Source organism: Dermatophilaceae bacterium Sec6.4, from assembly GCA_039636865.1.
GTDB lineage: Bacteria > Actinomycetota > Actinomycetes > Actinomycetales > Dermatophilaceae > Allobranchiibius.
Window position 1 is genome coordinate 29,320 of sequence record CP144173.1, and the last position, 25,707, is coordinate 55,026.

The 25,707-nt window shown below is 63.8% G+C and carries 23 protein-coding genes; 5 read left to right on the plus strand and 18 right to left on the minus strand.

All coding sequences use genetic code 11. The features are described 5' to 3' along the window. Positions 1-128: 128 nt before the first annotated feature. Both V3G39_17890 and V3G39_17895 read left to right on the plus strand, forming a co-directional pair. Positions 129-482: a hypothetical protein gene (locus V3G39_17890; protein XAS78302.1), complete on the plus strand. Its 354-nt coding sequence runs from the start codon at positions 129-131 to the stop codon at positions 480-482. A 54-nt stretch (positions 483-536) separates the two neighbouring features. Further along, on the plus strand, positions 537-2,171 hold the full coding sequence (locus V3G39_17895) for an ROK family protein (protein XAS78303.1): 1,635 nt from the start codon (positions 537-539) through the stop codon (positions 2,169-2,171). Between the two features lie 166 nt (positions 2,172-2,337). Here V3G39_17895 and V3G39_17900 read toward each other — a convergent pair whose 3' ends face one another. From V3G39_17900 to V3G39_17915, 4 genes are all read right to left on the minus strand, one after another. After that, on the minus strand, positions 2,338-3,303 hold the full coding sequence (locus tag V3G39_17900; GenBank protein ID XAS78304.1) for a site-specific integrase: 966 nt from the start codon (positions 3,301-3,303) through the stop codon (positions 2,338-2,340). A gap of 49 nt (positions 3,304-3,352) precedes the next feature. Beyond that, complete coding sequence (locus V3G39_17905) at positions 3,353-4,525, minus strand: hypothetical protein (GenBank protein ID XAS78305.1); 1,173 nt, start codon at positions 4,523-4,525, stop codon at positions 3,353-3,355. Between the two features lie 381 nt (positions 4,526-4,906). Further along, a complete protein-coding gene (locus V3G39_17910) occupies positions 4,907-5,515 on the minus strand; it encodes a hypothetical protein (protein XAS78306.1) in 609 nt (202 codons plus the stop codon). A gap of 200 nt (positions 5,516-5,715) precedes the next feature. Continuing rightward, positions 5,716-6,015: a hypothetical protein gene (locus V3G39_17915; GenBank protein XAS78307.1), complete on the minus strand. Its 300-nt coding sequence runs from the start codon at positions 6,013-6,015 to the stop codon at positions 5,716-5,718. Between the two features lie 396 nt (positions 6,016-6,411). Between V3G39_17915 and mobC the strand changes: the two genes are divergently transcribed. From mobC to V3G39_17930, 3 genes are all read left to right on the plus strand, one after another. After that, entirely contained in the window at positions 6,412-6,843 is a 432-nt protein-coding gene (gene mobC / locus V3G39_17920; GenBank protein XAS78308.1) for a plasmid mobilization relaxosome protein MobC, read from the plus strand. Further along, a complete protein-coding gene (locus V3G39_17925) occupies positions 6,840-8,558 on the plus strand; it encodes a hypothetical protein (GenBank protein XAS78309.1) in 1,719 nt (572 codons plus the stop codon). The genes mobC and V3G39_17925 overlap by 4 nt, the downstream gene beginning before the upstream one ends. A 137-nt stretch (positions 8,559-8,695) precedes the next feature. Beyond that, entirely contained in the window at positions 8,696-9,112 is a 417-nt protein-coding gene (locus V3G39_17930; GenBank protein XAS78310.1) for an Lsr2 family protein, read from the plus strand. Between the two features lie 165 nt (positions 9,113-9,277). On the opposite strand, the gene V3G39_17935 is transcribed toward V3G39_17930, so the two are convergent. The 14 genes from V3G39_17935 to V3G39_18000 all read right to left on the minus strand — a co-directional run bounded on the left by V3G39_17935 (position 9,278) and on the right by V3G39_18000 (position 25,705). Then, positions 9,278-9,664 carry an ACT domain-containing protein gene (locus V3G39_17935; protein ID XAS78311.1) on the minus strand — a complete coding sequence of 129 codons (387 nt, stop codon included), beginning with the start codon at positions 9,662-9,664 and terminating at the stop codon, positions 9,278-9,280. Between the two features lie 156 nt (positions 9,665-9,820). Beyond that, positions 9,821-11,908 (minus strand): P-loop NTPase fold protein, encoded by a 2,088-nt coding sequence (locus V3G39_17940; GenBank protein XAS78312.1) that lies wholly within the window; start codon positions 11,906-11,908, stop codon positions 9,821-9,823. A 403-nt stretch (positions 11,909-12,311) separates the two neighbouring features. Then, positions 12,312-14,054: a hypothetical protein gene (locus V3G39_17945; GenBank protein ID XAS78313.1), complete on the minus strand. Its 1,743-nt coding sequence runs from the start codon at positions 14,052-14,054 to the stop codon at positions 12,312-12,314. Continuing rightward, a complete protein-coding gene (locus V3G39_17950; protein ID XAS78314.1) occupies positions 14,047-14,550 on the minus strand; it encodes a DUF4913 domain-containing protein in 504 nt (167 codons plus the stop codon). Before V3G39_17950 ends, V3G39_17945 begins: the two co-directional genes overlap by 8 nt. Beyond that, on the minus strand, positions 14,547-16,271 hold the full coding sequence (locus V3G39_17955; protein XAS78315.1) for a TraM recognition domain-containing protein: 1,725 nt from the start codon (positions 16,269-16,271) through the stop codon (positions 14,547-14,549). Before V3G39_17955 ends, V3G39_17950 begins: the two co-directional genes overlap by 4 nt. Further along, a complete protein-coding gene (locus V3G39_17960; GenBank protein ID XAS78316.1) occupies positions 16,268-18,010 on the minus strand; it encodes a hypothetical protein in 1,743 nt (580 codons plus the stop codon). Before V3G39_17960 ends, V3G39_17955 begins: the two co-directional genes overlap by 4 nt. 127 nt (positions 18,011-18,137) lie before the next feature. After that, complete coding sequence (locus tag V3G39_17965; GenBank protein ID XAS78317.1) at positions 18,138-19,661, minus strand: SCO6880 family protein; 1,524 nt, start codon at positions 19,659-19,661, stop codon at positions 18,138-18,140. Between the two features lie 74 nt (positions 19,662-19,735). Then, the gene (locus V3G39_17970) at positions 19,736-21,361 is read right to left on the minus strand and encodes a hypothetical protein (protein ID XAS78318.1); all 1,626 of its coding nucleotides are present in this window, start codon (positions 21,359-21,361) and stop codon (positions 19,736-19,738) included. Continuing rightward, a complete protein-coding gene (locus V3G39_17975; GenBank protein ID XAS78319.1) occupies positions 21,358-22,113 on the minus strand; it encodes a hypothetical protein in 756 nt (251 codons plus the stop codon). Before V3G39_17975 ends, V3G39_17970 begins: the two co-directional genes overlap by 4 nt. A 41-nt stretch (positions 22,114-22,154) precedes the next feature. Next, complete coding sequence (locus V3G39_17980; protein XAS78320.1) at positions 22,155-22,451, minus strand: hypothetical protein; 297 nt, start codon at positions 22,449-22,451, stop codon at positions 22,155-22,157. A 58-nt stretch (positions 22,452-22,509) separates the two neighbouring features. Further along, entirely contained in the window at positions 22,510-22,704 is a 195-nt protein-coding gene (locus tag V3G39_17985; GenBank protein XAS78321.1) for a hypothetical protein, read from the minus strand. Beyond that, positions 22,701-23,429: a DUF6668 family protein gene (locus tag V3G39_17990; GenBank protein ID XAS78322.1), complete on the minus strand. Its 729-nt coding sequence runs from the start codon at positions 23,427-23,429 to the stop codon at positions 22,701-22,703. Before V3G39_17990 ends, V3G39_17985 begins: the two co-directional genes overlap by 4 nt. Then, positions 23,426-24,991 (minus strand): ATPase, encoded by a 1,566-nt coding sequence (locus tag V3G39_17995; GenBank protein ID XAS78323.1) that lies wholly within the window; start codon positions 24,989-24,991, stop codon positions 23,426-23,428. The genes V3G39_17990 and V3G39_17995 overlap by 4 nt, the downstream gene beginning before the upstream one ends. A 51-nt stretch (positions 24,992-25,042) precedes the next feature. After that, positions 25,043-25,705: a hypothetical protein gene (locus V3G39_18000; protein XAS78324.1), complete on the minus strand. Its 663-nt coding sequence runs from the start codon at positions 25,703-25,705 to the stop codon at positions 25,043-25,045. Positions 25,706-25,707 lie beyond the last annotated feature (2 nt).

The following is a 25,707-nucleotide window of genomic DNA, read 5'->3' on the forward strand; positions in this document are numbered from 1 at the left end:
TCCGGGAAGCATGGGCCGCCACGGCCCTCGGGTGCCGCAGGGCACCAAAAAATGTGCCGACTGGCGGTACGTTGGCTGGTGTGTGCTCAGGGTATCGAGCCGCGCGAGATTCTGAGGAGGAAGACGGCATGTCGCCACACGTCGAGGTACATCCTGACGCGCGCCAAGAACTCGAGATACTCAAGAAGGGTGATCCCCGGGCTGGTGACTGGGTGGACGAGCGGATCTACGCCATTGCTAATGGTGGGGGGGTCCTGACGGAGGCAGTCCGTGGCCCGATGCGTCTGAGAGAGACCTTTGTCTCTGTCCCTGTTGATGACGTTGACGGTGCGATCTACTTCACAGCCCTGATCCTCTACGTCGATCGACGGGATCGACCTGATGCTGTTGGTGTCCTCCTTGTAGCTGCTGATGACCCGGATGTTTACGACGCCGTGTGCGATACCGCCCGGTCGAGGCTCGGCGACAAGGGCACGTGGTAGCCAAACCCGGCTAAGCCTTGACCCATATCGGTAATAACCGATATGGTCGAGCACATGGCTGACCTGCACGCGTCCTCCGCGCCCTCCGAGTCCGACAACTACCTGGATGTCATCCAGGCTGAACTGGCGTCGGATCCGGGAAAGAGAGCTGCGTTCGAAGAGGCCGCCCAGCGTGACCGGCTGCTCATCGAGATGATCGAGGCGAGGGGTGAAACCACTCAGAGCGCGGTAGCCAAACTGATGGGGACGACCCAGTCCGCCGTGTCGGACCTGGAGAAGGGCCGCACGGATCCACGGGTTACAACGCTCCGACGTTACGCCCAAGCTCTGGGTCTACAGCTACAGCTCCACCTGGTTCCTGATCGGAAGGACTTGGTTGCGGAGATGAGGTCTACGGTCTTGCCCGGTGCCGGGGTTACGGCCGTGGTTACAGATGAATCCTGGGTGGGTTACGACACCTCCCGCATTGAAGAAAACCTCACGGGCACCGTGCTCACGGCTCTCTATGGCTCGCAAGGCACACTTCAGCCCAGATCGCAGCACGAGCTCGCCGCGTTGACCGACCTTCCCCGTTCCGCAGTCGGTCACGCCATCTCGTTGCTGCACGAGGTTGGCTGGCTGACGCCAGCGCAAGCCTCGGACGATGAACCCCCCCGGTTCCAAGTGAAGCACGACCTCGGCCCGCTAGTCGGTGTCAGCCTCAGCGCGGACGGCGCCCACGGTATCGTGACCGATCTAGGACTCAAAAAAGTAGTCGCAGAGGACTTCTTTCCATGGGCGTCAACGAGACCAAACGACGTATTTGAGGGTATTGCGACTCTTGTACAGCGACTGATTGAGGACCTTCCGGTAGAGAAATCGGAAATCGTTGGACTCGGAATCACTTTGGCTGGTCTTGTAGAAGAAGGAACGGGCGATGTCCGTTTCGCCCCTGATCTAGAGCATTTCACTGAGCAGACCGTTCCAATATTGGACCGAGCACCAGTGCACCTTGAAGGAGAACTAGAAAAACGCATTGGGATAACGACTGTTGTATCCAACGACGCTAGTGCCCTTGCCGTGAATGAGTACCTGACAGATGGCGTCGACCAAGACGTAGCGGTCATCCTTTTGAGTCGAAGCGGGGAAGGCGTCGGCAGCGGCTATGTCGTCAACCGCGAGATGGCACACGGCATCAACGGCGTAAGTGGTGAAATTGGCCATGTCATCGTGGAGCGACCCGGGTCTCCGTGTCGATGCGGTACCGATGCGAGTGGGTGTCTCGAAACAGTGGCCAGCGCGGGTGCGATCATTCGAAAAATTGCTCAGATGCACCCGGACGTCGTCGACCTCGCGGGAGCGTCTGCACTTGTCGATCAAGGAGACCAGGTGGCAACCAAGGTGTTTAGGGACGCAGGCCGGGCGTTGGGCCAAGCTCTGGCCACCCTCGTCGCGGTAGTCGGACCACATCGGCTGATTATTCAGGGTCCGGCCGAGTTTGTTAATGAATATTCGGTGCCGTCGGCAGAGATATTTTTGGAAGAAATCAGCATGATCAGCTCACCTTTCGGCGTAAAACTTCACCCAGTCCCCAAATTGTTACTTGACCACTCGGAGCCAATGGCCGCTGCAGCCGTCGTCGCTGCTCAGGTGCTTGCTCGGCCTCAACGGTGGGTTCCGGTCGCCCAGCGGGGTCGGAACGAAAAGTGAGGGAAACATAGAAATGCGCTTCCCTTTGGAGTGATCGACCGGTGGTGGCTACTGGACATGCACGCGGGGCGAGGCATGTCTGAGCGGATTTGGGCAGCGATCGCTGGATATGCTCACGATTCGACGGTGCGCAAGGCTTCCGGGTAAAACACAGAAATGTGTCCGATTACAACCCAAGAGCCGTAGCGGCGTTGTCGGTCCAGGCGTTATGGATGCGGACGTAGCCCCCGAGGGTGGCTAGCGAGCGGTGACGGGTTTGGTGGGCGATCGCTCGGTCGGTCGCTCCGCGTAGGTGGGCGTAAGTAATGAAGCCAGCACGCAGGGAGTGGGCGCTGTAGTGCTCCGGGTCGATCCCGGCGCGGGAGATGGCACGTTGCACGAGACTGTTGACTGATTCAGGGTTCAAAGGTCGACCGGTGGGTTTATTGGCTTTCGTAACTCCCTGAAAGACAGGCCCGCTAGCGATGTCAGCGAGCCGGAGCCATTGCTGCAGCATAGTGACGGGACACCGGTCCGGGTTACCTGCGCGCGGCAGGACTACGAGCTCGGTATGTTCCCCGGTTTGGTTGTTCTTTGACCGGGGGAGTGTGAGGACGAGCCCGTTGGGGTGGTCGCTGATGTCGACACACTTAAGGGCTGCGATTTCACTGCGTCGCAGCGCAGCGACAAATCCGACGAGGAGTAGGGCCTTGTCGCGGTATCCGGCCAGGTCAGGTTCGGGGCAGCGGCCTTTGGTCTTCCACGTTTTAGCGGTGGTGCAGGCGGCCAGGACGTCGAAAAGGTCCGGCGGCATGAGCGGTGCGGATTGGTCTGGTGGTGCGCCGTGGGTGCGGCGAATGCCTTCCCAGACAGCCACGACGCGGGCGTTAGCTGTCGGGTCGGGCAAATCCTGCAGCTGGTGGACGAACTTAATCGCCGACAGCCGCCGGCTCAGGGTCCCTACCTTCGCGCCAGCCTTGGCTAAATCAGACAGGTATCCGGTAATCGTCGAGGCCGCCGCCGGCAGCGATTCACGGCCATCGTGCATCGCGCACCAGCCGCTGAATTCGGCCCAGTCCGAGCGGTACCCGCGCAGCGTGTTCGTTGCCCTGGCGGCCTCGACGTACTCGGCTTCTGCCTCGGACAGTGGCACATCATCGAGCAGTCGGATCGCGTCGGTCTCGCTGTAGGGGACTAGGCCCTCAGGCATCGTCGCGGTCCATGGAGGGGGAGCGGGCCATCAGCCGGTTGCTCAGCTCGACGGCAGCCAAGTAGTTCCAGAAGATCCAGTCCAGAAACTCCTCGGCGTAATCACCGTACTGGTCAGCTCGGTGGTGCCGGATTCGGTATTTGTTCGCGATCTCGAAGAGCGCACCCTCGTCCTTTTCGTGCAGACGAGACCTTAGGAGGGGGCGTCTGCTTTCCAGCACACTCGCCAGGGTGACGCAGGCACTGCGCTTCTCCTCGGTGCTCGCGTTACGGCGGCGAAACAGAGAGATGGCGTGTTCGATCCGCTGGCGGTTCTCCTCACCGTCGGGCACGTTATGCCGTACTTCGCGCTCGAGATCAGATCGTGGATCACGCACGGCGTTCACGACGTGCCCAAGGTCCTCGCCCTCTTCGGCTATCCGGAACTTAATCTCGTATTTAGAGAAGATCGCGTTGACCTTCCATCGGTACACCGCTTGGCCCGTACGCTCGTTGAAATCGGAGTAGTGATGACGATCATCATCTTTTTCAGATTGGTGGTCACTCCGCTTTCGGGGTCGGGCGATGAGGTCGTGCATCACTTCAATGAAGGTGAGAAAGTCATCTTTGTCCCGGTTTTCCGCCCACCAATGTGGCGAACTGACGTCGAGCCCCGAGTGATCCTCGATGAGTCGGTGCATCGTGTCGTTATGGGTGTTTGGGGTCGCATCGTCATCACACCGGTGGCCGCCGTAGCGATCGAAGTAACCCTGTCCATCGAACATGGAGATCGCATCCGACAGCTCTCGATGAGTCCACTCCCAGGCTTGATCCTGGGATGAGGGGGCGCCCTCAGGGGGGCCGTAGCCTGAGTTCCGTTCGCGGTAGTACTGCTTCCGGAAATACTGCGGGAAGGAGGACCACTTTCTAAGTACTTGCTTTGCAAGCTCGCGCGCAGGGAACGAAGGATGGGTGCCGAGACCAGCAAAGAGTGACCGACGTGTCGCTTCCCCTGCGTCTTCCGCCGGGTGGGGGCCCACGAACGCTTCCTCAAACAGCAGCACCATTCTGTGTCCCAGTTCAGTATCGATGTATCGCCCGTCGAGTAGTGCTTTCAACTCACGACCGAAGAGTTGCCGTGGCCAGAGCAACGCGTAACCGGCAGCAGGGTCTTCAGGGTCGAACATGCGACACACTGTAACTCCTATTACATGGGATTCCGGTCATTATCCCGTGTGATGGAGACACACTCGGGGCGCCGGCTGGCGCAGTCACGGTGACACGGTTACTCGAGACACGACGAGCCGACGAAACCAGGCACGCTCCTCGAGCTGACCAGGAGATCGCACTGCATGCCTAGGAATTTGCTCGCGATTGCTGAGCTCATCGGGCCTGGCGGCGTCGGAACCTACGCGGCTCGCTGCACGCGTATTAGGCGGGCATCTCTTTGAGGGCGTGGGTACCGTTCTACACCAACTACCAATGCCGGATCATGTTCTACAACACCGCCGACATGGCGACGTGATCGCCCGGCCAGCACCCAGGGCATCACGCGGAAAGTTGAGACGCTACGAGCCGCCTCGATAGTTGTCACCGAGGGTCAACCTGGCTTTATCGAGGAATTCCTCATGCGCCCCCGCCGCCTCGATGAAGGAGTCTCTGGCTTCCGTAGGCTCGCGCGAGAGCACGGCGCGAGTAGCGGTTCGAACGGAGCGCTCAAAATTCAAGGCCGCTTGGGCCACCTCGGGCGGTCCCATCAGGGCGATCCTGACGCGCTGCGTCCGGGTCTCAACCATCAGCTGACGAAGGCTTACCGCTTCCTCACTATCTGGTGCCAACACAGGGAGAGGATTAACTGTCTCTTCTCGGGGTTCTTCTGGCGCCAGAAGAACCCTCATCTCCACGTCCTTCTCGAATTTGCTGATCTTGCCTGGCTTGATGTACTGATCCCCCAACACGTCTATGAGCGTCTCCGCTGGCACCAAGAAATCCCGGTAGGCGTCGCGTTGGTCCGCGAAACGAACCTGCTGCCGCTCGAAGTCGCGCTGCGCGGCTTGGACCGCTTGTTCGAAGTCCTGTTGCCGTGATGACGTTTTGGCGCCGACAACAATGGTGGCGACCGTGCCTGTAATGGCGGTTGCGGCTCCGATCCAGGCGGCGATGACAGCGGAATCCATCCCCAAGTGTTGCACCGGCCAACTCGGAAATGGAGGATCCTGCGGACGGGCCAAGTCCAGGACATCCGTAGGGCTGGGCGCACTACATTCGTGACAGGTCTACCGTGCCCCTCTGAATGTAGAACGTACTCGGTGAGCGTGTCCGGCTGAGGTTTTGCGGCCAGGGTTTAGGCCGAGACTGTCCATCAACAATCGAGGACTCACTCGTTGGATGGGTTATCCATCGTGACGGGGATTGGTTGCTCGGAGCGTTTTGTGTTGCGGCTACCTTTGGGTCGTCCACCTCGGCGTGCGCCTGGTTGAGTGAGGCTGAGCTTGCGTAGTTCTGCTGCGGTCCACCCTGCTTGTGTTGCTTCGGTCCATGCAGAAGCCGCATCGCGCTCGGCGGCGTCTGCGCTCTCGCGTGCGCCGATTGCGGCCGCTTGACGTTCGCTGAGTTTTTGAATCGCGTCGATGCGTCCGGCGAGGAGTTGTTGTGCACGGTCGGTGATGTCACTCATGTGACCACCCTAGGGCGCGTCGGGCTGTTATTCGCCTCGACGGGAGCGGGTTATCGCCGAGAGACGAGGATCTGACTGAGCCCGTGCCCGCTTGTCCAGCAGCTTGGCAACGTCACCACCATGTGGGTGACCGCTGGGGCGTTGCGCAAACCGGCGTGCCCTCAAGGCCACCCCTTCGTCTGGGCTGTATTTCCGGACCGCAACACAGCCACGGAAAACATATGAGACTCAACCGACGTGAGCAAGATGTGGATTTATGTGCAATAAATGGTCCCTTGGGCTGGCGCCTGGCGGGATCTTGGGTCATGCTGGGCAGACGAAAGCGGTTCTTTGGCGCCTGCACGTGGCGGGTTGGGCGCGTATCGGGAGGGGTTGGTCCACGTGTCTGGTGACGGTGTGGACGATCCCGATGGGGATGCCGGTGAGGGTGGCGTGGTGCCGCGGGTTCTTCGCCGGTATCGGCGGGCGAACGCGGGTGGTGGTCCGCGGGCTCACCGGGTGGTGATCACGCATACTGATGGTGAGTGGGCGCGGGTGTCTGCGTTGGCGCAGTTGCAGGGGGTGACGGTTCCGCGGTTGTACGCGCGGTCGATGCTGGCGGGGGATGTGGTCGCGGCGGCGAAGGTGCAGCAGGTGCATTTGGAGTTGTACGGGGTGCGCCGGTTGTTGGCGGGTGCTGCGACGAACATCAATCAGATCGCGCGGGTCGCGAATGCTACAAGTGAGGTGGATGGGCGCGCGCTGGCGGGTGCGGTGGACTTGTTGGAGCGTCAGATCGGGAGGTTAAATGAATTGTTGAAGGACCTGCCCGGGGGTGAGGGCTCGTGATTGTGCGGGTGTTGAAGACGGGCACGGACGCGGCGGGGTTGATGCGGTACGGCTTCGGGAAGGGCACGCACAACGAGCACACCAATCCGCATCTGGTGGCAGGTTCGCCGGGGTTGCTCGCGGAGTGGGGTGGGCCGTTGAGCGTGGCCGATGCGGCGCAGTTGGGGCGGGTCGTGGAGGCGTCGTGGCGGTCCAAATATGCCGAGGAGCTCGCGATGGCGGGGGCCGGTCCCCGTGGCGGCCCGCAGGGCGCAGTGACTGGTGTGGGGTCGACCCCGCCGGCTGCGGGTCACGTGTTCCACGCGGCGATGTCGATCCACGCTGATGATCCGGCGTTGACGGATGCGCAGTGGCAGATGGTCGCTTCGGAGTTTGTGGAGGGGATGGGTTTCACTGCTGGTGGGCCGGGGGTGGGGTGTACGTGGGTCGCGTTTCATCACGGCACGTCGGGAAACGGGAATGACCATATTCACGTGGTGGTGAATCTGGTCAACGAGGGCGGGGGGTGGGCGAACACGTCGTTCTCGAAGAGGGAGTCTCAGCGGGTCCGGCGTGAGATTGAGGCACGTCACGATTTTCTGGTGCCGTTGCATGATGCGGTGGTTATTGATGAGCGCCAACGGGACGCCCGGGAGCCGGTGGGGTTGCCCGGGTATGAGCGGGGCGAGTCACGCCGAGCGGGTGAGCGGCAAGCGGCCGGGTCTACCCAGGTTGATCCTGATCGGGTGCTGTTGCAGCGTGTCGTTCGCGGCGCGGTCCAGGCTGCGTTGACGGAGGAGGAATTCGTGTACGCGGTGTTGGAGGCTGGTGTTGATATTGAGCCGCGGTGGGCGGCTGGTGGGCGCGAGCAGGTGGTGGGGTATTCGGTGCAGGTGCCGATACCGGAAGGGGTGAGGCCGGCGGGGGTTGATGAGCGGGTGCGGTACGGCGGTAAGAAACTGGCCCCGGACCTGACGTTGGGCAAGATGCGCCCGGCGTGGACGGCGAACGAGACCGATGCATCGAAGCAGGGCGCGTTGGCGTTATGGCGTGGGGAGCTACCGACCCCACCGGTCGCGGAAGACCCGAACGTTCATTTACAGGCGGCGGCGGTCGCGTTGTCGAACTGGAATGACCGTCTGGCGGGGGTTGATGTCACGGACCGGGCGGCGTGGAAGAGGGAGACCGCGCACGCGGCGGGCACGATGAGTTTGCTCGCGGCCCGCGCGCCAGGGCGGGACGGTCCTGCTCTGGGGCGGGCGGCGGACAGCCTCACCCGGGTCGCGTTATCGCTGCCGGGACAGGGCACCACTGCCCCAGTCGTGGCGCGGGCCGGGCTCAGTGAGGCCGAACTCGCGGCACGGCACGTGAACCTGGCATTGCGCGCCACCGGCAACGACTGCGCGCGGGGGTGGATGGCAGTGATGCAACAAATGTCACGCACCGCGAAAGCGATCCAAGACGCGCACCTGGCGCGCCACGAGATGGTCGCTGCGACCCGCACCCTGGCGGCGGTGGGCGCGAGTATCGATGCGAACACCTCGCGGTGGGAACAGACAGCACAGGTACAGGAGATGCCCGCCGATGTGCGCGCTGCTGGGCGCGACGCGCGAGAACGAGCGGCGCGGATAGATGCAACATTGGCCCGCGGCGCACGCAACGCACCGGCTGCGGTCGCGCGGGTCACCCGGTACGAGCAACCAGGCCGTGACCGCGACACGGACCGCGGGATATAACAAACCGGGGGTACCAGGAGCAGCGCTGCAAGGTTGCGCATGAGAACCTGCGGGGCGAGCCATATCGGGATCCACGACTGGCGCACGGGTGGGAGCGATTGGCCCTTCAATTCTGGTTCTGACACGCTGGCAGCACCATGAAAACTGAACCGCTGGCCTTGCTGAAGGCGCCACAGATCATCAGTGCAGATGTACAGCATCTCCTCCAGGGCGGTCTCTTCCTGACCCGGGCGTTCATCGAGCGCTTCGCCGATGACAACGTTGCTGATTCCACCGAAACGGTGGACTTTTCCTACCGAGGTGTGGACTACCGGGTCGACCTATCAGCACGGAACGCCAAAGCCCTGGACAAACTGCTCACCCAGATCATTGAAGCCGCCTGTCACAGGGTGCCTCAGCCCGCTACACCCCGCCGAAGTACCGACACACGCAACGGCGCTCCTCCCGCTAAAGCGGTTCGTGCATGGGCAAAAAACCAGGGCATCGAAGTATCTGACCGAGGTCGCATCTCCACAGACGTTACCCAGCAGTATCAGGACGCCCACGGCACATAGACATTTCCCACACCGATCAGCCGTAAGCGGATCGCCGACCGGTGAACGGTCCGCTTCCGGACGCCGGTCACAGCGACCGTGTTCCCTATGGACATCGGAGTGGTGCGGTCCCGCAGATCTGGGTTCGAGGGACGATCTACTGCGTGCGGGCGCCGGTGATGTTCATCAATCGGTGAGGCTGCGAAGAATGAATATCGCATCATCAATGCGATGGGCTGGGACCAGTAGGTGGTCGTGGTGGTGTCCAGCCACGACATTGCAGCTGATATTCGCTTCGGTCAGGGCTGCGCTCACTGCAGCGGTCAACCCGACGGCCGCCAGCGCTGAGTGGACCTGCAAGGTAATCCATCCGGCGACGTAGTCGTAGGCAAGACCAAGTCGATCTGCGTCGTCCTGGGTAAGTACGACACTGAGGCCCTCGTGCTCAACGACGCTTGCCAGGACTTCGGCGCCTTTCGGGTAGGAGGCAACCGTGACAAAGACATACTGTCCTGGGCGTCGTTGAGGTGACATCGTCGCCAGCAACTTCGCCAGACTGGTCTCGCCGCTCATGCTTCAGAGGATCCCATCCCGCAGCCCCAGTAAGCGCCACGGAAATGGGTCGATCTTCCGGTCAGTTAGGGATCGCGACCGGTGAACGATCGTTCACTAGGACCTCGTCAACTCCGTCTACCAGCTGACGTCGGTAGCCATTGCAGCGCCGAACCGTCATGCACGCCGGGTGACCTCGCTTCGAACATCCCTCTGCCTCCGACGCCAGCGTAAGATTACTCGCTGGCAAATTGTCCCTGAGGGCATGTCGGGAGTGTCTGGGCCATCAACACTGAATCGAGCACGCAAGACACCCGCGCTGCCGTCGCCTATCCCTCCAACGGCCTCAGTTAATAGTTCAAGGCGCAGCAGGGTTGACTCATGATCGGCAGCTGGGTCCTTTTCAACCACTGACAGTGCAGCGCCACAGCATGATCTGAAAACAGCTAGAGGCTCCTCTTCCAATTTATTTGAGGACGGCGAAGCGCGCGTTAATTCTGAACGGGAACTAACCGTCGGTTCTGCCGCATCGAAAATGGGTGAGGAGAATTGGTCCACGGCGTGAGCGCGATTTGTTATATCGTTATCAAGAAATGCGGTCCAAATATCTTTCCACGGTTGTACGTCTGGACTCTGAAGGGCGATTTCGATGCACGTTCTTGCGCTTCGAATGATATCGCGGGGGATGCCACCGGCCCAAACGTTGCACAAGAGGGCGAGTGGCTTTGGGAAACCGTTTACCCGAGAGTCTAGAAGACGTACACCCTCAACGGGCGTGAGGCGGGACATGCGAACGATCTCGTCAAATGAGGAATCAAATGCATCTCTGGGTTTTAATCCACGTAAGGTGAAGTTGGAAAGCGCCTCATCGGAAACTGAAACTAGGAAATGCACTCCAGGTATGTGGAAGAGATCCTTAATCGAATTGACCACCGCGGTCAACGATTCTACATCCGGCAATTTGTCAAGTTCATCCAAGATCACGACGACCCGCTCGTCCTGTGAGCCTATATGAATCTCTGCGGGGAGTACTTCGCGCAGGCGGTCAATCAGGTCCCCGTATGTCAGATCGCGTCGTTTTTTCTCCGTTGCGCTTTTTGCTTCAAAGCTAAACAGGGATGAAAGCTTCATCCCTGCAGTTCCGCTCCGGCTTTCAGTTAGCTCTCTGCTTAACTCGTCTGCCAGCGCTCGAGCGGGCGATGAGTTCACTGATCGAACTCTCCCTAGCGTGTTAAGCATCAGCAACCGTATGGTCACGATGACTCCGACTCCGATGGCGAGGACGGCGATAACAGTGAATACGCTTGGCAGGCTTAGGGGGGTTCCACTCTTCTCCAATATCAGGATGAAGAGACCGATGAGTGTGAGAGATGCGCCGAGAAATATGCCTATCCACCTTGATAGTTGCACCAAAAACGGTTCACGGTATATTGTCGGATTAAACGGCAGATCATTGTATTTGTTTGAGCTACTCGCCGAAAAGGCGATCCGCCTCAACAAGTCGATTGGTTCATATTTAGTTGCCGCAGAGATCGGTATCACTCGTGTGCCCGGTTCGCGACCAACTTCCGCCATGAGGGTACTTTTGCCACTCCCCCGCGGGCCAGCGATTCCGATGGCTGACGTTCGATGGTCGCGAATAAACTTTGTTACGAAGTCGATGGTTCTCGAAGCGGCGGCCTTGTCGGGAGGGAGCTCTACTAGGTCTGGCGCGGAGATTGGAAACGGCACCAAGTTTCTTGGGGTTAGCAGGGTGTTTATAGAAAGTCTGACCGAGGCGGCTGCCAGTGTTTGCGCTTCGCTGGACCAAGCAACGTTTAGGTTAGCTACGCGCAATTTGAGTAAATCTTGTTCGTTTTTAAATCGCCGCCGCGAGGCCCAGTAGAATATCCCAATTGCCAGTACGGCGGCCGGTAAGAAAAGATTGAGAGCTATCCTCCACGCCTGACTCTTACTGGGGGAGGGTAGCCAAGTCCAATTCGAAAACCATCCGCGAGATAAATGGAGAAATAATACAGATAGAAGCAGGGCAAGGCTAACGCAAACAATTAGTTCGATTCGACGTTTTAGTTTGTTTTTATTTTTGGAAAGAACGCCTCCCGCCTGAAGCGAGTTTATTTCCTCTTGATTCTCAACGTATCTAACTCTGAAATCCCTTGCGCTGGTAGACAACGCGTGTTCCGTTATCTCCTCCCAGTATCTCCCAAATTGTCGAAATTCGGGAAGTTCGCGAATGGTGAGGATTTGCTGTGCGAGTGCCTCCATAGAGGGATCCTCTGGGACGGCGGTGCCTGGCACGCTAGTCACTACTGCCTCCCCTTCCTGAAAGGCTCACATTAGATCTTCTTCCAACAATGTTCGCATCATGCATAATAGCCGACGCGCTGAACCCCTCGCGCACTTTTAAGTCCAAAGTGCCCGTCTTGATCCTTCGGCAGTCTCGCCCTGATGCGGAACGTCCCACGACACACCCCGCCCACGCGAATCCGTGTGTCAGGCGGGTAGTGGGACTAACAGTGCCCTAGCCCTGTTCGGTGAAAAATCCCGCAGGGGGGCGTTGAGTGGCACTGCTCTAGCGGCTTTGTGGTCCGCTATTTAACGGGGAACAGCCAGCAGCGCTGCAGTCGGCTGAGCGCACGATTCTGCAGCGTTGCTACTGCTCCCCCGGTTACCGGCCCAGGTCGTGCTCGGTGCCGGCGTGGTGGCCGATAGTGGCTTTGGCAGGTTTGCCATGTGAGGTACTGGATTTGCCGTGTGCGTGCCGGGCGAGCATGTCGTTGGTGGAGCGGGAAAAGCCTGCAGCGGATTGCTGTCGGGCTTCGCGGGCTTCGTCGGTGACACCGGGCGCGTTCATGTCTGATTCGTTGGTCCTGTCATACGGCGCGGTTTCCTGCGCGGTGCCCGCGTCGTCGTCGACCTGCTCGGCTTCGTGCAGGTCATGTTCTGCTTCGGCATGTCCCCCAGCGCTGTGTTGCTCCGCAGTGTGCTGGTCCGGGGCCTGCTCGGTGTCCAGCAGCTCGCTGGCGGTGGCGCGTAGTTCATCAGCTTCGGCGCGCTGCGCGGTGGCTGTTTGCGCGGCGTGGGCGGCGCGGGCATCTTCGGTGGTGTTGGCGCCCTGGTCTGCGAGGTGATCCAGCAGGTACTCCATCGGGGAGGTCTGCCACCGGGTGCGGAACTGTTGATCTAGCTGCTCGGCCGCGGCTTGAGCTGCGGGGTCTTGGCCTGCCCACCCGGCGGCTTGTTCCCACGCCGTCACGGCAGCGCCCTGATCGGCGTTGGCGAACACGGCAGGGTCTAGCAATGGTGTGTACGTCGCGCGGGCAGTACCGGCGTCTAGGCGAAATTGTTCAATGTCTGCGGCCAACGTCGAATCTACGACCGGCGTGCTGTCCATGCCGGCGTCGTCCATCCGGTCTAGGTGGTCGGTCATCTCTAGCAGGCCACGTTCGTCGTGGCCTTCGTCCCAGACCTCTTGCAGAGCGGCGTCGCGTTCAACGTCCCCGTCCCACTGGGCGGGGTTGAACTCTTCTTGCCGGCCCACGTACGCGGCCCATTCTTCTTGGCGGGAACGCAACGGTAACTGCCCGTGCTCGCGCCAGTGTTCCCAGTCGGCGCGCACCTGCGCGGTGTCAGAATCCACAGCCAAAACCTCAGGATCATGGCGGGTGTAATAGGCCGGCGCGTGTTCGGCGGCCAGGGTGAGGGCTTCCTGCTCGCTCAGGCTGCCCGCACTGTTCCAGATCTGTTCCAGCGCGGCGTCGTACCCCGCCTGGCCGCCGGTGAATCGGGCTGTGGTCGCTTCTTCGCTGCGCCCCACGTGTCGGGCCCATTCCTCACGCACCGAGCGCTGCGGCAACTCACCCTCTTGCTGCCACTGTGACCAGTCGGCGATCAGCTGCTGCAGGTTGTCCTCGCGCCGCTCCTCGTGGTGACGCGTGTAGTACCCGGGCGCGTGCTCCTGCGCCAACGCGACAGCCTGATCGGTAGAGACCACCGCGCCGTCGCTACGCCCGCGTACCGGCACCGGTTGCGTAGACCCCATGGCACCTGTGGCACTTGTGGTCCCCGTGTTGGGTGTGTTCTGGTTGGGCAGTTTGTCCCGCAGGTGCGCCGCGGCGCGGGCTGCTTGCGGGTCACGCCCGGCCCACGCATCAGCGGCCTGCCAGGCTTGGCGTAGTTGGGCGGGGGTGGCCCGATCGGCGGCGGTGCCGTAGGTCAGGGGCAGGTAGAGCTGGCGGGCCTGGTCGCGGGCGTCGATAAACGTTTGACGGGCTTGCGCGGCGCGGGCCTGGTGCTGATTGGCTACCCGCCGCGCGAGGTGTTCACCGAGCTGGGAGACCGCCATCGTCGCGGTCCGCAGGACCCGGTCCAGTTCGCCGCCGAGTTCATCCAGGTGTGCGTCGTTACTCATCGTTTTCTCCTGCTGGGTTGGGAGGGCTCAGGAAACCGGGCGGGACCTGCCCGTGCGGCCACACCGGTGGTAGCTCGTGGATACCCCGCTCACCAGAGCACCGGTGAAAGACCCCGTTGCGTTGAGTCAGGACCGTCATATGGGTGTCAAGGTGGTCGCGGTACCAGACCGACAACGCGGGCCCGTCGTCCAGGCGCATTACTTCGAACGCTTCCCACAACGCTTCCAGGCGGCCCAGCGCCGCGGTGTGTTCCCACCATCGTGCGCACCACCGCACGTCCTCGATGTCCAGGCGGTAGCGCCATTGGGGCAGCACGAACTGGTCCACGAACTCATCAACACCGGCGTACCTGCGCACCGGTGGCGGCGGCTGATCCGGGCCGCCGGGTGTGGTCTGGGCTGGGACCGGCTGGTAATCGTCGCGGTGCAGAGGGCGGGTCAAGTCCCCGGCCGACCCGCTCAGCGGCCCCGTGGCGGGCGGGCTCAGGCGGGTCACGGTGTACTGCCGGCCAGCAGGTCCGCAGCCTCAGCCGCGGGGCTGTAGCACTCGATACTCGCGGCGATCTTGCCCGCAATGTGCGGGTCTTGCTCGTACCAAGGGTCCAGTTTGATCAGGGTGGGTCTGGTGCCGGCGATGAAGACCACTCCCCGCCCGCGCGGGAACGCGGCCAGGTCATCGACGGAGAAGATGTCTTCCTCGCGCACGTCCCGGGAGGAGGAACGGTTGCCTTTGTTGCCGCTGGTTTGGGAGCGGTGCACCTCTTGGCGGCGACCGATCAGAGCGACCAGGTCCAGCAGGTGGTCCTTGTCGCGGATACCGCCGCCGATACCCAGGATCGAAGCCGAGGACACCATCGAGGTCAGACCGCTTTCACCCCACGCCTGCACACCTTGCTCACGGGACTGCAAAATCGTGATCAGGATGATCCCCTTGGACCCGAAGTGGGAGTAGATAGCCGGCAGTTGCGGTAACCGGCAAATGTTGGCCGCCTCATCCAGCTCACACAGCAACGGCACCGCCAACCGGCCCCCAGGGCTGGCGTTGGCTTTTTCTTCCGCGGCGACGAACACCGCGTTGACCAACGCCGCGGTGATGGCCCGCGCAGACCCGGGGCCTTCTTGGGACAGCAGGTACAGCGTGTCGGTAGAGGTGACGAACTGCTGGGGGCTGAACTGGCGGCGGGTGTCACCGGTGCCAGTGGAGGTAATCCAGGCCAAGAACTCTCCCTCACGCAGGAACCGCATGATGATCTGCGCGGACCCGTACAGGCCGTCACGCTGCTTGGCCGTTTTACGGATGTGACCGGTCAGCGACGTCGCGCACGCGTGCATCCCGTGGTCCTTCAACAACTGAACGGGGCTGGGCAGATCCGGCTCACCGTCGGGGAAGGTCAACCACTCATACACCCGGGTGATCGGCTCACCGGCGACCGCGGCCGCCAGCAACAGGTCCGACAGCAACGACTCACCCCCGGGACCGAAGTACGCGTCCTCTTTCGCGTCCGGCTTGGTGGAGGCCGCTTGGAAGATCCCCGCGAGTTTCTCCGCCCGCGAGACCGCACCAAACCCGGCTGTGATGAACGACAACGGGTCCCACCACCAGGTCGGTGCCTGCCCGGCTAACTGTTGCGGGTCGCTGATCCAGACCGTCCCGATCTCTGATCGGGGGCCCCACGTGGCGTGTAGCAGGTCCGGTTTGTTCATCGTGGCTAACGAGGGCCCACCGGTGGCCACCATGTGTGGGATGCACTGCGATGTTGTTTTGCCCATCCGTGGGCCCATGAACCACAGCTGGGTGAACTCCCACGGCCCGTACAACGGTTGCTTCGTCAGCACCGCGGTACCGACTGGCACCCCCACCCCGGCGGTGATGGTCTGGGCGCCCAACCGGGCCGTGTCCGCAGCGACCACGCGTGCCGTTAACGGTGCGATATCTGCCCGCGTCGACATCGAACGCGCCAACGGGTCAGTCCACACCCGGCCCCGGCGACGCCGCACCAACGCCATGGTCACCATCACGGCCACGGTCAGCACGAGCACGTACAAGACAGCCGCGGTCGCGATCGCCGCCGCCGACCAGGAGCGGCCACCCACGACCCACCCGGCATACGCCGGGCCGGCCAGGATCGCCACCACCGCGATGAGGGCGATGACACCGATCCAGAGCTGATCGGAGGTGCCCGGGTCGGATCGTTTGTTCGGCCTGGTGTTGCTCATCGGTGTCCCCCTGGCGTGGTGGTGGGCGCGGCGGCCTGATCGGTGGCGCGGCGGGACCACGTTTCTTGCAGGTTGTCCCACTGCCCGCTGGTGTTCCCGACTGCTTTTTCTGCGTCGGTCAGGTCCACGTGGAAAGGAATCCCGGGTTTCTTGCCCGTTTTGAGCAGGAAGTTGCCTTGCCCGGGTGCGGATTCTGCTTGGCCGGTTTCGGGGTTGATGGTCCCTTCCATCGACCAGTCGGTGATCATCTCCCGCTCCCGGCGAGACATCCCGAACACTTTCTGCAGGTTGCCCATCTCCCCCTCGGCCAGGCCGCCGAGGAACACCATTTCGGAGCGTTCGACGAACCCCCACGCTTTACGGGTCGCGGCCTCCGTGGATAGGACCAGGTCGTCCATCGTGTGGGTGATCAGCAACTGCCCGATCATCCGGGCCCGGTTCAAGCGGGTGATTGCGTTGACCCGGTCAACCATGAACGTGGCCGCGTTCAACGCCAACCACAGCTCGTCCATGATCAGCAGGTACACCCGCCGCTCCGCCAACCCAGCGTCCGCGAGGTATTTCGCTGCGGATACTCCGGCGGACCCGTAGGACCAGCACACCAACTGCAAACCCGCTTGTAGGACCTGGTCATCGTCTTCGACGGCCGACATGTCGAAAGAGACCGCCCGGTCCAACATCATCGGCTCCGACGTGACCCGGGCGAAGGTATCCCCATACGGGCCGTCAGCATCCAACGTGATCAACGCGTCAATCAACCGTTCAACACGGTCGTCGTAGCGCGCGTTGTCACTGGTGCGGTCCTGCACGACCCGGCGCAACACCTCCGGTCGTTCTTCGATGATCGCGCGCAGGTCCGCGATGACCGCCCTCCCACTCAGGTCGGGGTCGGCCAGGCGCAGCGCGGTCGACAGGACATTGACTTCGTGGTCGGCCAGCTCGGACCCGGACAGTTCACACAGGCCCCGGACCACGTTCAACCGCCGCCCTTCCAGATCGGCGTGGGCTTTGCGGCGAAGGCGGTCGGGCAGTTCGCTGATCCGCGCGGCCAACGGGCCCGCGTCCAACGGGTTGACGTTGCCCTCCCCGCGCCCGACTTTGATGACCTGGCCCTCCAACGCGCGGATCAGGTCGGTGTAGTCCGGGCGCAGATCGGACAACACGATCGGTAACACCCCATACGCCGGCAGGATCGCGGCCATTTTCCGGACCAAAGAGGACTTGCCCAACCCGGGGCGGCCCAGGATGAACCCCGACGGGTTGTTGATCAGCTTCTTCAGAAACCAACTGACCGGGTCCGCGCACACCATGCCCCGGGTGATCAGGTGCCGACCCAACGGGACCCCCACCACCGGGGTCCCCGACCCGGCCGAAAACGGCCACAGGCCGCATACCTGCACCGATGAACCACGCCACTCCGTGGGGGTATCCACCATCACCGCGGCACCACCACCCGGGCCAGGCCAACCCCGCTTCCCAGGAGTTGTGCCCCGCCCGGCAAGGTTGACCGCCCGCCGCGCACGCACCCCCGCCAACAACCCAACGCGCCGGGTGCGCTTCGCGGCCCCCGCGCGGGCCGCGGCCCGATGGGCGCGGCGCGCACCGCCCTGGCGGGCGGGGCCGCTGGTGGCCTCCTCCAGGAACGGATTCACCACCAGCTCCTCCCCCGGCCCGATCACCGGCCCGGGCGCGGCCGGGCCGGTGATCGGGGCTGGTGTCTTCTGCAGGTCGGTCCTCATCGCGCACTCCCCCAGCCCGTCGTGCCAGTAGTCCATTCAGTCCGTGCAGCGCATCTAGTCCATCTGGTGTGTCTGGTCGTTCTGGTTGTTGTGTTGTTTTCGGTGCGGGTGGTTGGGGTGGTGGGCATTACATGGCCTCACGGATGCTGGTCGGGATACTCATGTGATCGGGCAACACGAGCCCGATCGGCAGCGACGCCGCGAACGCGACATCCTGGGAACCCTTCGCTGACCGCAGGCGCAACCGAGCCGGCGCCGCGAGGGAGGACATCACCGTTTTGCGGGCCAACGGCAACAACGCGGGGTCCAGGACGGTCGCGGTCACGATGATCCCGAACCGCACCAACGAGGCGCCGGCTGCTTCTTCCTGCTCCGTTTTCAGCGCGGCGGCCGCTTCGCCACCTTTACGGGCGGTGACCCGTTTACCTTCCGAGGCGGACCAGGTGGTGTTTTTCACGTCCCGGTCCACCGCGGTCGCGGACTGCTCGGGGGTTTGCGGGCGGTACAGGATCGCGACGCGTTTACGGGTCAGATCCCGGTGCGGGGCCAGTAACCCTGACAGGGTCGAGTCGTAGAACACCCCCCGCGGTGGGGACGTCATCTGCCACGAACAGGAGATGGCCGACTCGTGCTCGTAATGGTCATACGCGACGTGCGCAGCCACAGGCCCGGCCTGATCCCAGGACAACCCCGTCCCCTGGCCGCTGACCCGCGCGGCTTCCACGTCCGAGGCCACCGACGGGTCGTACGCGACCCGGACAGTGTCGATCAGCTCCTGGGCGGTGCACGGGCGCGCGCCGGTGCCGGCGCCGGTGGCTTTCAACCCGCCCAACAGTGATGGCAGGCGGGTGGAGATCTCCGCGGCCATGTCCGCAGTGGAGATCGTTTTCCCGCGGACCCCTTCCACGAGGGGTTTACCGGTGAAGGTGACCGTCAACCGGGTCGTGATCACCGCCGACCCTGAGGCTCCCGCGACCGAGTCGGCGAGCACCTGCTGAGAGAACGCCGGGGAAGAGGTATCCACGTCGGCGTACACCGCCCGGCGCAGCCGGTGACCCGTGTCCGGGGCGGTTTCGATGATCGCGGCTGCGGCCACAATGTCCCCGGTCTGACCCAGCCCGGCTAACCAGGCGCCCCAGTGCGCGACCTGGGAATCGATCACGTGCTGATCCACACCCCCGGTCCCGGCGGCGTGGCAATCAATCACGATCGTGTGATGGGCAGTGGCCGGGATGCTGATCAACCCGAAGGACTGACCCAACGAGTCCTCCCACTGCGTCAGCTCACTCGCGGCGGCCAACCCCGGCAGGCGGACCGCGCCATCAGGTACGTGCCCGACCGGGCCCTGCCGCAACATCGTGCGGCCGGCCCGTTCCGCGTGGGAATGACGCACCCACCGGGTGGTCCGCACGTACGGGTTCTGACCCGAGGCATGCGGGATCAACATCACCCCGGTCAACACGCCGGTCAGCACCACCAGGCCCACCGCCGCCAGCAACTGCCCCGCCACCGATAACCCGATCAGGGCCATCGCCGCGAAGGCCAACACCACCAAAAACAGTGGCGGCAGACCGAACAGGCCCGGCACCGACGGTTTCCGCAAATTGCCGAACGTGACCCTCTTAGCCTGCTCGGCGGTGACCTCACTCATTGCTCAAACCTCTTCCACTGGGTTCACGGATACGACTGGGTTCACGGGGACGACGACCTGACCTACTGGCTGGCTCATACCTGGGCCTCTTCCGCGCCGTCCGGCACCGAGTCCGCAGCCAACGCAACAACCTGTTGCGCGACCTGCCCACCCACCTGGGCGCCACCACCACCCCGCGACGAACCACCACCACCACCGCCGCTGGAACCACTCAGGGTCGGCGGAGCCACGGCGGAACCCGAAGCACCCGAAGCGCCGCCGGCAGCTGGCGAACTGGAACCACTACTTGCACCATTACCGCCGCCACGATTACTGGCTGCGGGCGAACTGGAACCGCTACCGCCACCGCCATGAGCGGCGGGGGTATCCCCGGTGGACCCCGAAGGAGCCGGGGCACCCCCACCCGCCGACGACACCGGTACCGGCGTGTCAGAAGCGGACCCACCCGACCCACCAGATGCTGTCTGCTGGGTATCGGTCGGGATGATGCCTCCCCCACCACCGTCTGAATCGGAGTCCGACCCGCCACCCAGGCCCTGACCACCCGGCAGACCACCACCCTTACTACCCCCACCAGAACCCCCACCGGAACTGCCCCCGGTATCGGGGGTAGGACCAGCCCCACCACCACTACCGCCACCACTGCTGCCGGAACCTCCACCACCGAAGGCGCTACCGGATCCACCACCGCCGGCCATCGAGGCACCGCTCGCCCCGGCACCCGCACCGGCCCCGGCGCCCATCGTCGCGACCGCTGCCGCACCGGTGGCGATCGCACCCAACGCGGCCCCACCAGAGAACGCACTGGAGGAACCCATCGCAGCGATCGGGACCAGGAACTTGATCAACGCGGGTAACGCGATCGCTGCCAGGATCAGGATCGTGAGCCCGTAGATCCCGGTCATCAACGACGCGGTCCCCTGGTCAGAATCCCCGGGGGAATGCAGGACCTGGAAACCCGTTGCGTAGATCGTGGCCGCGACCGGTTTGTAGATCGTGAACGCGAACATCAACATCAACGCGCGCTTGAACCGTGCCCAGCCCTCCTCTGACCACGAATCGGCGGCGAAGACGGGGATGAACACGGCCAGCACGTAGATGACCGCGCCCCGGATGACCATGAACACCACCTGCATGAGGGCGCCCAGGATCAACAACAAGAACAGCAGGAACCACGCGCCCAGCGCACTATCAATCCCAGACGTGCTCGTTTTCAACGACTGGGTGATGATCGCGGTGAACGCGTCACCGGTGGTGTTCTTCCCCGTCGCCTGCTGCAGAATCCAGTCCGAGTACCCATTTCCGGCCTGCAACAACGTGGTGAATACCGCCGTCGTCAGCGATGCCGCCACCGATAACACGATCAACCCGCGGACCAGTTCCCGCGCGGACTGACCTACCCGGTTGGCCCACACCAGGCGCCCGATCCCGACCAGGAACCCGAACGTAGCTAACAGTGCGATGACCCACGACTCATCGGTGACCAGGCCCGCGATCTGCTGACCCGGACCGGTCCCCGCGCCCAGTTGCGGGTCAGGGACCTTCACCCAAAACGTCGCGACCGCTTTGAACATCGACTGCGCGCCATCAGCGAACGCCTTCACGACCTCCTGGAAACCCGACTTCGCCAGCGACGACGCCGCGCACGAAAGGCTGAAACACGAATGAAGCGGGGAAGAAAGCTGCGCAGGGTGCGTCATGACGCGCCCTGTGCATTCATGACCACGTACGGCGACAGTGAGCTGACCTCAACGGGTTGCGCGACCCCGGTGACCTGGCCGTTGACCTTCCAGTCCCCACCGGACCAGATCATTGGCATGGTCTGCTCGACGTAGCTTCCCTGGACACTGACGGCAACCTTGACCAGGCACGCACTCTGTGTGCACGCCTGAGCTTGGAATCCGGAAATTGACCCGTTCCCCGAATCGGCGGGTAACGCGGCCGCCTCTGATCTGCCGGGTCCCTGCGTGTACTGCTGAGAGATGACTTCCTGCTCGCTCGAGGAGTTCAAAGCAACCGCAATGTTGATCGCCGCCAGAACCGCGCCACTGGGCGAATCTTGATAGCAACTTCGAACGGTGCCGGTGATCTTCGTGGGGCCGGCGGTGGGAGACACCGGCGCAGCGACCGACCCGACGAGTTGCCAGGTGGCGGGAATCGCGGCGGTCGGGACCAGGGCGTTGCCGCCGGGCACATTGCACCCTGAGGCGTTACCCGTGGTGGTGGCTGAGCTGGCCGGAGTCGTTGGTGGTGCTCCGGCGCCGCTGGGGGTTGTGGCGGGAGCGGTCACGGTGCGGGTCGCGACCGCTGCGGGAGAGGATTTTCCCGCGTTGATCAGGACCCACACCAGACCGATCAGGACTAGCAGGATCAATCCGCCCGCGCCCCACCACAGGGTGGAACTGGTCATGGCCCCGGTCCTGGAACCGTCATCGTCGTCCTTGCGTGCCATGTCTGCCTCCTGGGTGTGATGCCGTTACTGACCCGGTCGGGTCAGACCAACGTGACGCCGGTCAATGTGGTGATCCACGTTGCGGCCGAGCCGACCATGACTGCGGCGACCAGGGAGATCCCGATGATCTTCACGCCTTGGACTTCGCGGCCCTCGATCGCGCCGATGACCAGGTACGCGCCGCCGCCGAGGAACCCCAGCACGCAGATGATCAGGACCGCCCACGCGGCCCACCCGACGACCTGGGTCAGGCCGGTCATTCCCGGTGGCGGGGTCGGAGAAAACGCGTTCACCGCGTGCACAGCGCTCATGACGTGGGTGTTGCTCATGATGCTCATAAGGGGTGTTTCCTTTCGTAGTGATGCAGTAGATGAGTGAGTAAAAGGTGGGCGGGTCTTACCGGGCGATGCCCGCGATCACCGCCGCGGCTGACGCGATGAGCACTCCGGTGACCATGAATGCCAAGCCGGTACGTTGCCGGCCGTTGCCGTCGCCCTGACAGTCACGGGCACCCAGAGCCAGGTACATGAACCCGGCAATCACCATCACAAGGCCCACGACCACCACCCCGAACGCGGCGGCGGTGATCACTGCTGCTCCTTAGCCAGGTCCTTGGCCAGGTTGATGGCCTGGCGTGCGCACAGGTCGTGTAGTTGGTGCAGGGTGCGCCGGGTTCGTAGTGGCGCGTAGCGCAGGTCTGGGGCTAGTTGGGTGCGCCAGGGTTCGACCCACCCGATCCGCCAGGTGCGGGGAAAGACCCGCATGACCGTCCGGCACGCGCTCAGTTGCTCCCTGCCGATGCGGGGCCCGTCATCAACCAGGACCAGCCCGAGCACGGTGACGTCGTCCAACTGGTGCGCGGCCCACACCCGACCCGCGTGCCGAACCGCGGCCAGGCCGGCGGCGTGGGTACGTGCGACGAACAACACCCGGGGCGTGCCACCGAGGGGAACTTTCTGGCCCGCATCGACCGCGACCCGCTCCCCCAACAGGTGCGCGATGGTGCTGGCACCAGCGCCGCCGTGTAAACCGACGACCCGGGTCCGGGTGTCCGGGCCGGTGAAGGCTCGCGCCAGGCCCGGCCCGGGTGGGGCGTCCAACCCGATCGGGCGGGCCGGGCCCGTCGCGGCCAGGTCCTTACCCAGGAGCGGATCAACGACGACCGGTTCGGGAACGGCTGCTTCCTGCTCCGGTGGGGGTAGAAACGGGTTCACCGGGGCAACTTCCCTACCCCGGCTCTTACCGGTGCTTCTGCTGGCGGCAGTGGCGGTGTTGTCGGGGCCGGTGCGGTGTCGGCGCATGGTGGGCGCGCTCACGACCGCGTCGCCGTACCGAGACCGGCTGCGACCAACGCCGCGGCGTGCCGCCACGCGTCCTGGGTGTCCGGGCGGAGCCCGTCCAGGCGAAGGTGGGCGGCGCGCATCCCCGGGTCGTACGGGATGCTGCACGCGGCGCGGGCCATCGCACCAAACCGGTCCAGGTAGGCGGTGGCCGGTTCTTCGGACTGGTCCGCGTGAGCGACGATCACGACCGCGTTGTTGGCTAATTCGGCGCTGTTCTCGGACTGTTCGTGCAACTCATCCAGTACCAGCCGGGCCGCCTCGGCGTGATCGGGCCGGGTGGTGGTCGCGACGACGAGCTGGTCGGTGTGTTCGATCATCTGTAACCAGTTCGGCGCTGACTCATCGTTACCGGAGTCGATGAAAATCAGCCGGTAGTACCTCGCGGTGACCTGATGCAGGAGGTCCAGGTCGGCCCCGGTCAGGCGTTCCTGGGGGGCGATGGAGTGCGGGTTGGACCGCAACACGTCGAACTTGTCCTCGGTTTGGTGGTGCACGTACCCGGCCATGTCCGCCGCGCGTGCGCCCGGGCGCATCAACTCATCCGCCGCCGCCAGTAGGTCCCGCACGTGCGCGGTGTGCGGGCCCGCCTCGGTGCGCCACCCCATCGTTCCGCGGGTCTGGTTGTTGTCCCAGGCCACACACCCCGCCCCGCCCCACCGGGCGAACATCGCCGCCAACGCGATCGTCGTCGGGGTTTTACCCGCACCACCCTTGGGGTTGACGACCGCGATCGTGCGCGGGCCAGCCCAATGCTGGGCAATCGCCCGCAACTCCGCCCGCTGCACCAACTGTTCCGGCGTCGGACCAGCCGGCGTCCTGCGCAAACCCAACCGGGCCAACACCCCCGCCCACCCAGTTGCGGGCGGCTCGGCCACCGGACCCGCGAACGCCTCATCCGCGCCCGGTAGGAACGTGACGGACTCCCGGGCCGCGCGCCGATCCGCCCGCGTGCCCGGCTCAGCGGGCGAACCCATCACACCCACCGCCGCACCGGTCACTCCCCCGGCTGCTGCACCACCGGACAACCCCGCATCAACAGGTGCCGCGCAGGCCACCGGTTCAGAGATCTCCCGTGCGGGGACAACCTGCCCCGGCGACAGCGCCTCATCCCGCGCCGCCCTCTCCGGCACATCGTTGGCTGGCACGTCATCCGTGTCCGTGCGCATGCTCGTGGTGGTGGTAGGTACTTTCCGCCCGACCGGTTGTGTCCGGGCGGGGGTGCCGCGCCGAGCTGCCGACGGCTGCGGCACCGAGGCCACGGGCACGTCGGGCAGCGCGGTCACTGACCCATCGGGGTTGACCAGGAGCTGGTACACCGCCGACCCGTCGCTGGCCCTCACCTGCACGGGGCCGGTGGCTGCTGCGGCAATGTGTTCCATCGCGACCTGGTGGACCGACCCGTCCGGAACGATCACCGTGTCCCCGTCCAGGACGTACTGCCCGTCCCCGATCACCAACTGCAAGACCTCGCCGGTTCCGGCGGTGATGGTGTCGTTGGCTGTGACGGCGGTGGTCGTGTCGGTGTCGTTACTCATCGTGGTGACTCCCTGGGTGAGGTCGTACGTACCGGTTGATGTCCGTGGTGTTCATGGGGTTTGCTCGTAGACCGCGGTGACCCGCCACGGCGCGTTCTTGGATGCCCGCGAGCAGGTGACCACCCACAGGGCGATCGCCGCGGTGGTGGACCATCCGCCGGTCCCGTGTCTGGTGGTGGCGACTTCGACTTGGCGCACGGCCAGGGTGGGGCTGTCACCGGACTGATCTGCCACGCCCTGCAGTGGGATGACTTTCGCGGTCGCGGTGGTCCATCCGTGGTGGGCGGTCAATGCCGACCACGCGGGCCCACCCCCGCCGTTACCGCCAATCGGCGCGTTCACTGCCGCGGCTAATGGCGCACCCAGCAAGGGCATCGCGCGTCGTTCCGCGTCCAACGGGGTGGTGTCCAACGCGGTGTCACGAGTGGCGAACACGCGCATCACCGCTGCCGCGACCGCTGAGGCGTTCTGGGCGTTCACTTTTGCCAGGGCGGGCGCTCCCCCACGCGGGGTGCCCGCTGTGCCCGGCGCGATTGTCGCGGTCGGGATCTGTGGCGTTCTCGAGCTCGAGGTCGACGAACTCGACGTCGTGCGGGAGGCGGTGACCGTGACCGTGCTCGGACCGGCCGAGGTTTTCCCCGCGCACCCGGTCAGTGCCGCGGCGACCACGACCGCCCCGGCCGCGGCGCTCATCGTGTACCTGGTGATCGACATGG

Coding starts and splice junctions, on each gene's coding strand:
- V3G39_17890 (XAS78302.1), top strand. CDS start 129: ATGTCGCCACACGTCGAGGTACATCCTGACGCGCGCCAAGAACTCGAG.
- V3G39_17895 (XAS78303.1), top strand. CDS start 537: ATGGCTGACCTGCACGCGTCCTCCGCGCCCTCCGAGTCCGACAACTAC.
- V3G39_17905 (XAS78305.1), bottom strand. CDS start 4,525: ATGTTCGACCCTGAAGACCCTGCTGCCGGTTACGCGTTGCTCTGGCCA.
- V3G39_17910 (XAS78306.1), bottom strand. CDS start 5,515: ATGGATTCCGCTGTCATCGCCGCCTGGATCGGAGCCGCAACCGCCATT.
- V3G39_17915 (XAS78307.1), bottom strand. CDS start 6,015: ATGAGTGACATCACCGACCGTGCACAACAACTCCTCGCCGGACGCATC.
- V3G39_17930 (XAS78310.1), top strand. CDS start 8,696: ATGAAAACTGAACCGCTGGCCTTGCTGAAGGCGCCACAGATCATCAGT.
- V3G39_17935 (XAS78311.1), bottom strand. CDS start 9,664: ATGAGCGGCGAGACCAGTCTGGCGAAGTTGCTGGCGACGATGTCACCT.
- V3G39_17940 (XAS78312.1), bottom strand. CDS start 11,908: ATGGAGGCACTCGCACAGCAAATCCTCACCATTCGCGAACTTCCCGAA.
- V3G39_17945 (XAS78313.1), bottom strand. CDS start 14,054: ATGAGTAACGACGCACACCTGGATGAACTCGGCGGCGAACTGGACCGG.
- V3G39_17955 (XAS78315.1), bottom strand. CDS start 16,271: ATGAGCAACACCAGGCCGAACAAACGATCCGACCCGGGCACCTCCGAT.
- V3G39_17960 (XAS78316.1), bottom strand. CDS start 18,010: ATGAGGACCGACCTGCAGAAGACACCAGCCCCGATCACCGGCCCGGCC.
- V3G39_17965 (XAS78317.1), bottom strand. CDS start 19,661: ATGAGTGAGGTCACCGCCGAGCAGGCTAAGAGGGTCACGTTCGGCAAT.
- V3G39_17970 (XAS78318.1), bottom strand. CDS start 21,361: ATGACGCACCCTGCGCAGCTTTCTTCCCCGCTTCATTCGTGTTTCAGC.
- V3G39_17975 (XAS78319.1), bottom strand. CDS start 22,113: ATGGCACGCAAGGACGACGATGACGGTTCCAGGACCGGGGCCATGACC.
- V3G39_17980 (XAS78320.1), bottom strand. CDS start 22,451: ATGAGCATCATGAGCAACACCCACGTCATGAGCGCTGTGCACGCGGTG.
- V3G39_17995 (XAS78323.1), bottom strand. CDS start 24,991: ATGAGTAACGACACCGACACGACCACCGCCGTCACAGCCAACGACACC.
- V3G39_18000 (XAS78324.1), bottom strand. CDS start 25,705: ATGTCGATCACCAGGTACACGATGAGCGCCGCGGCCGGGGCGGTCGTG.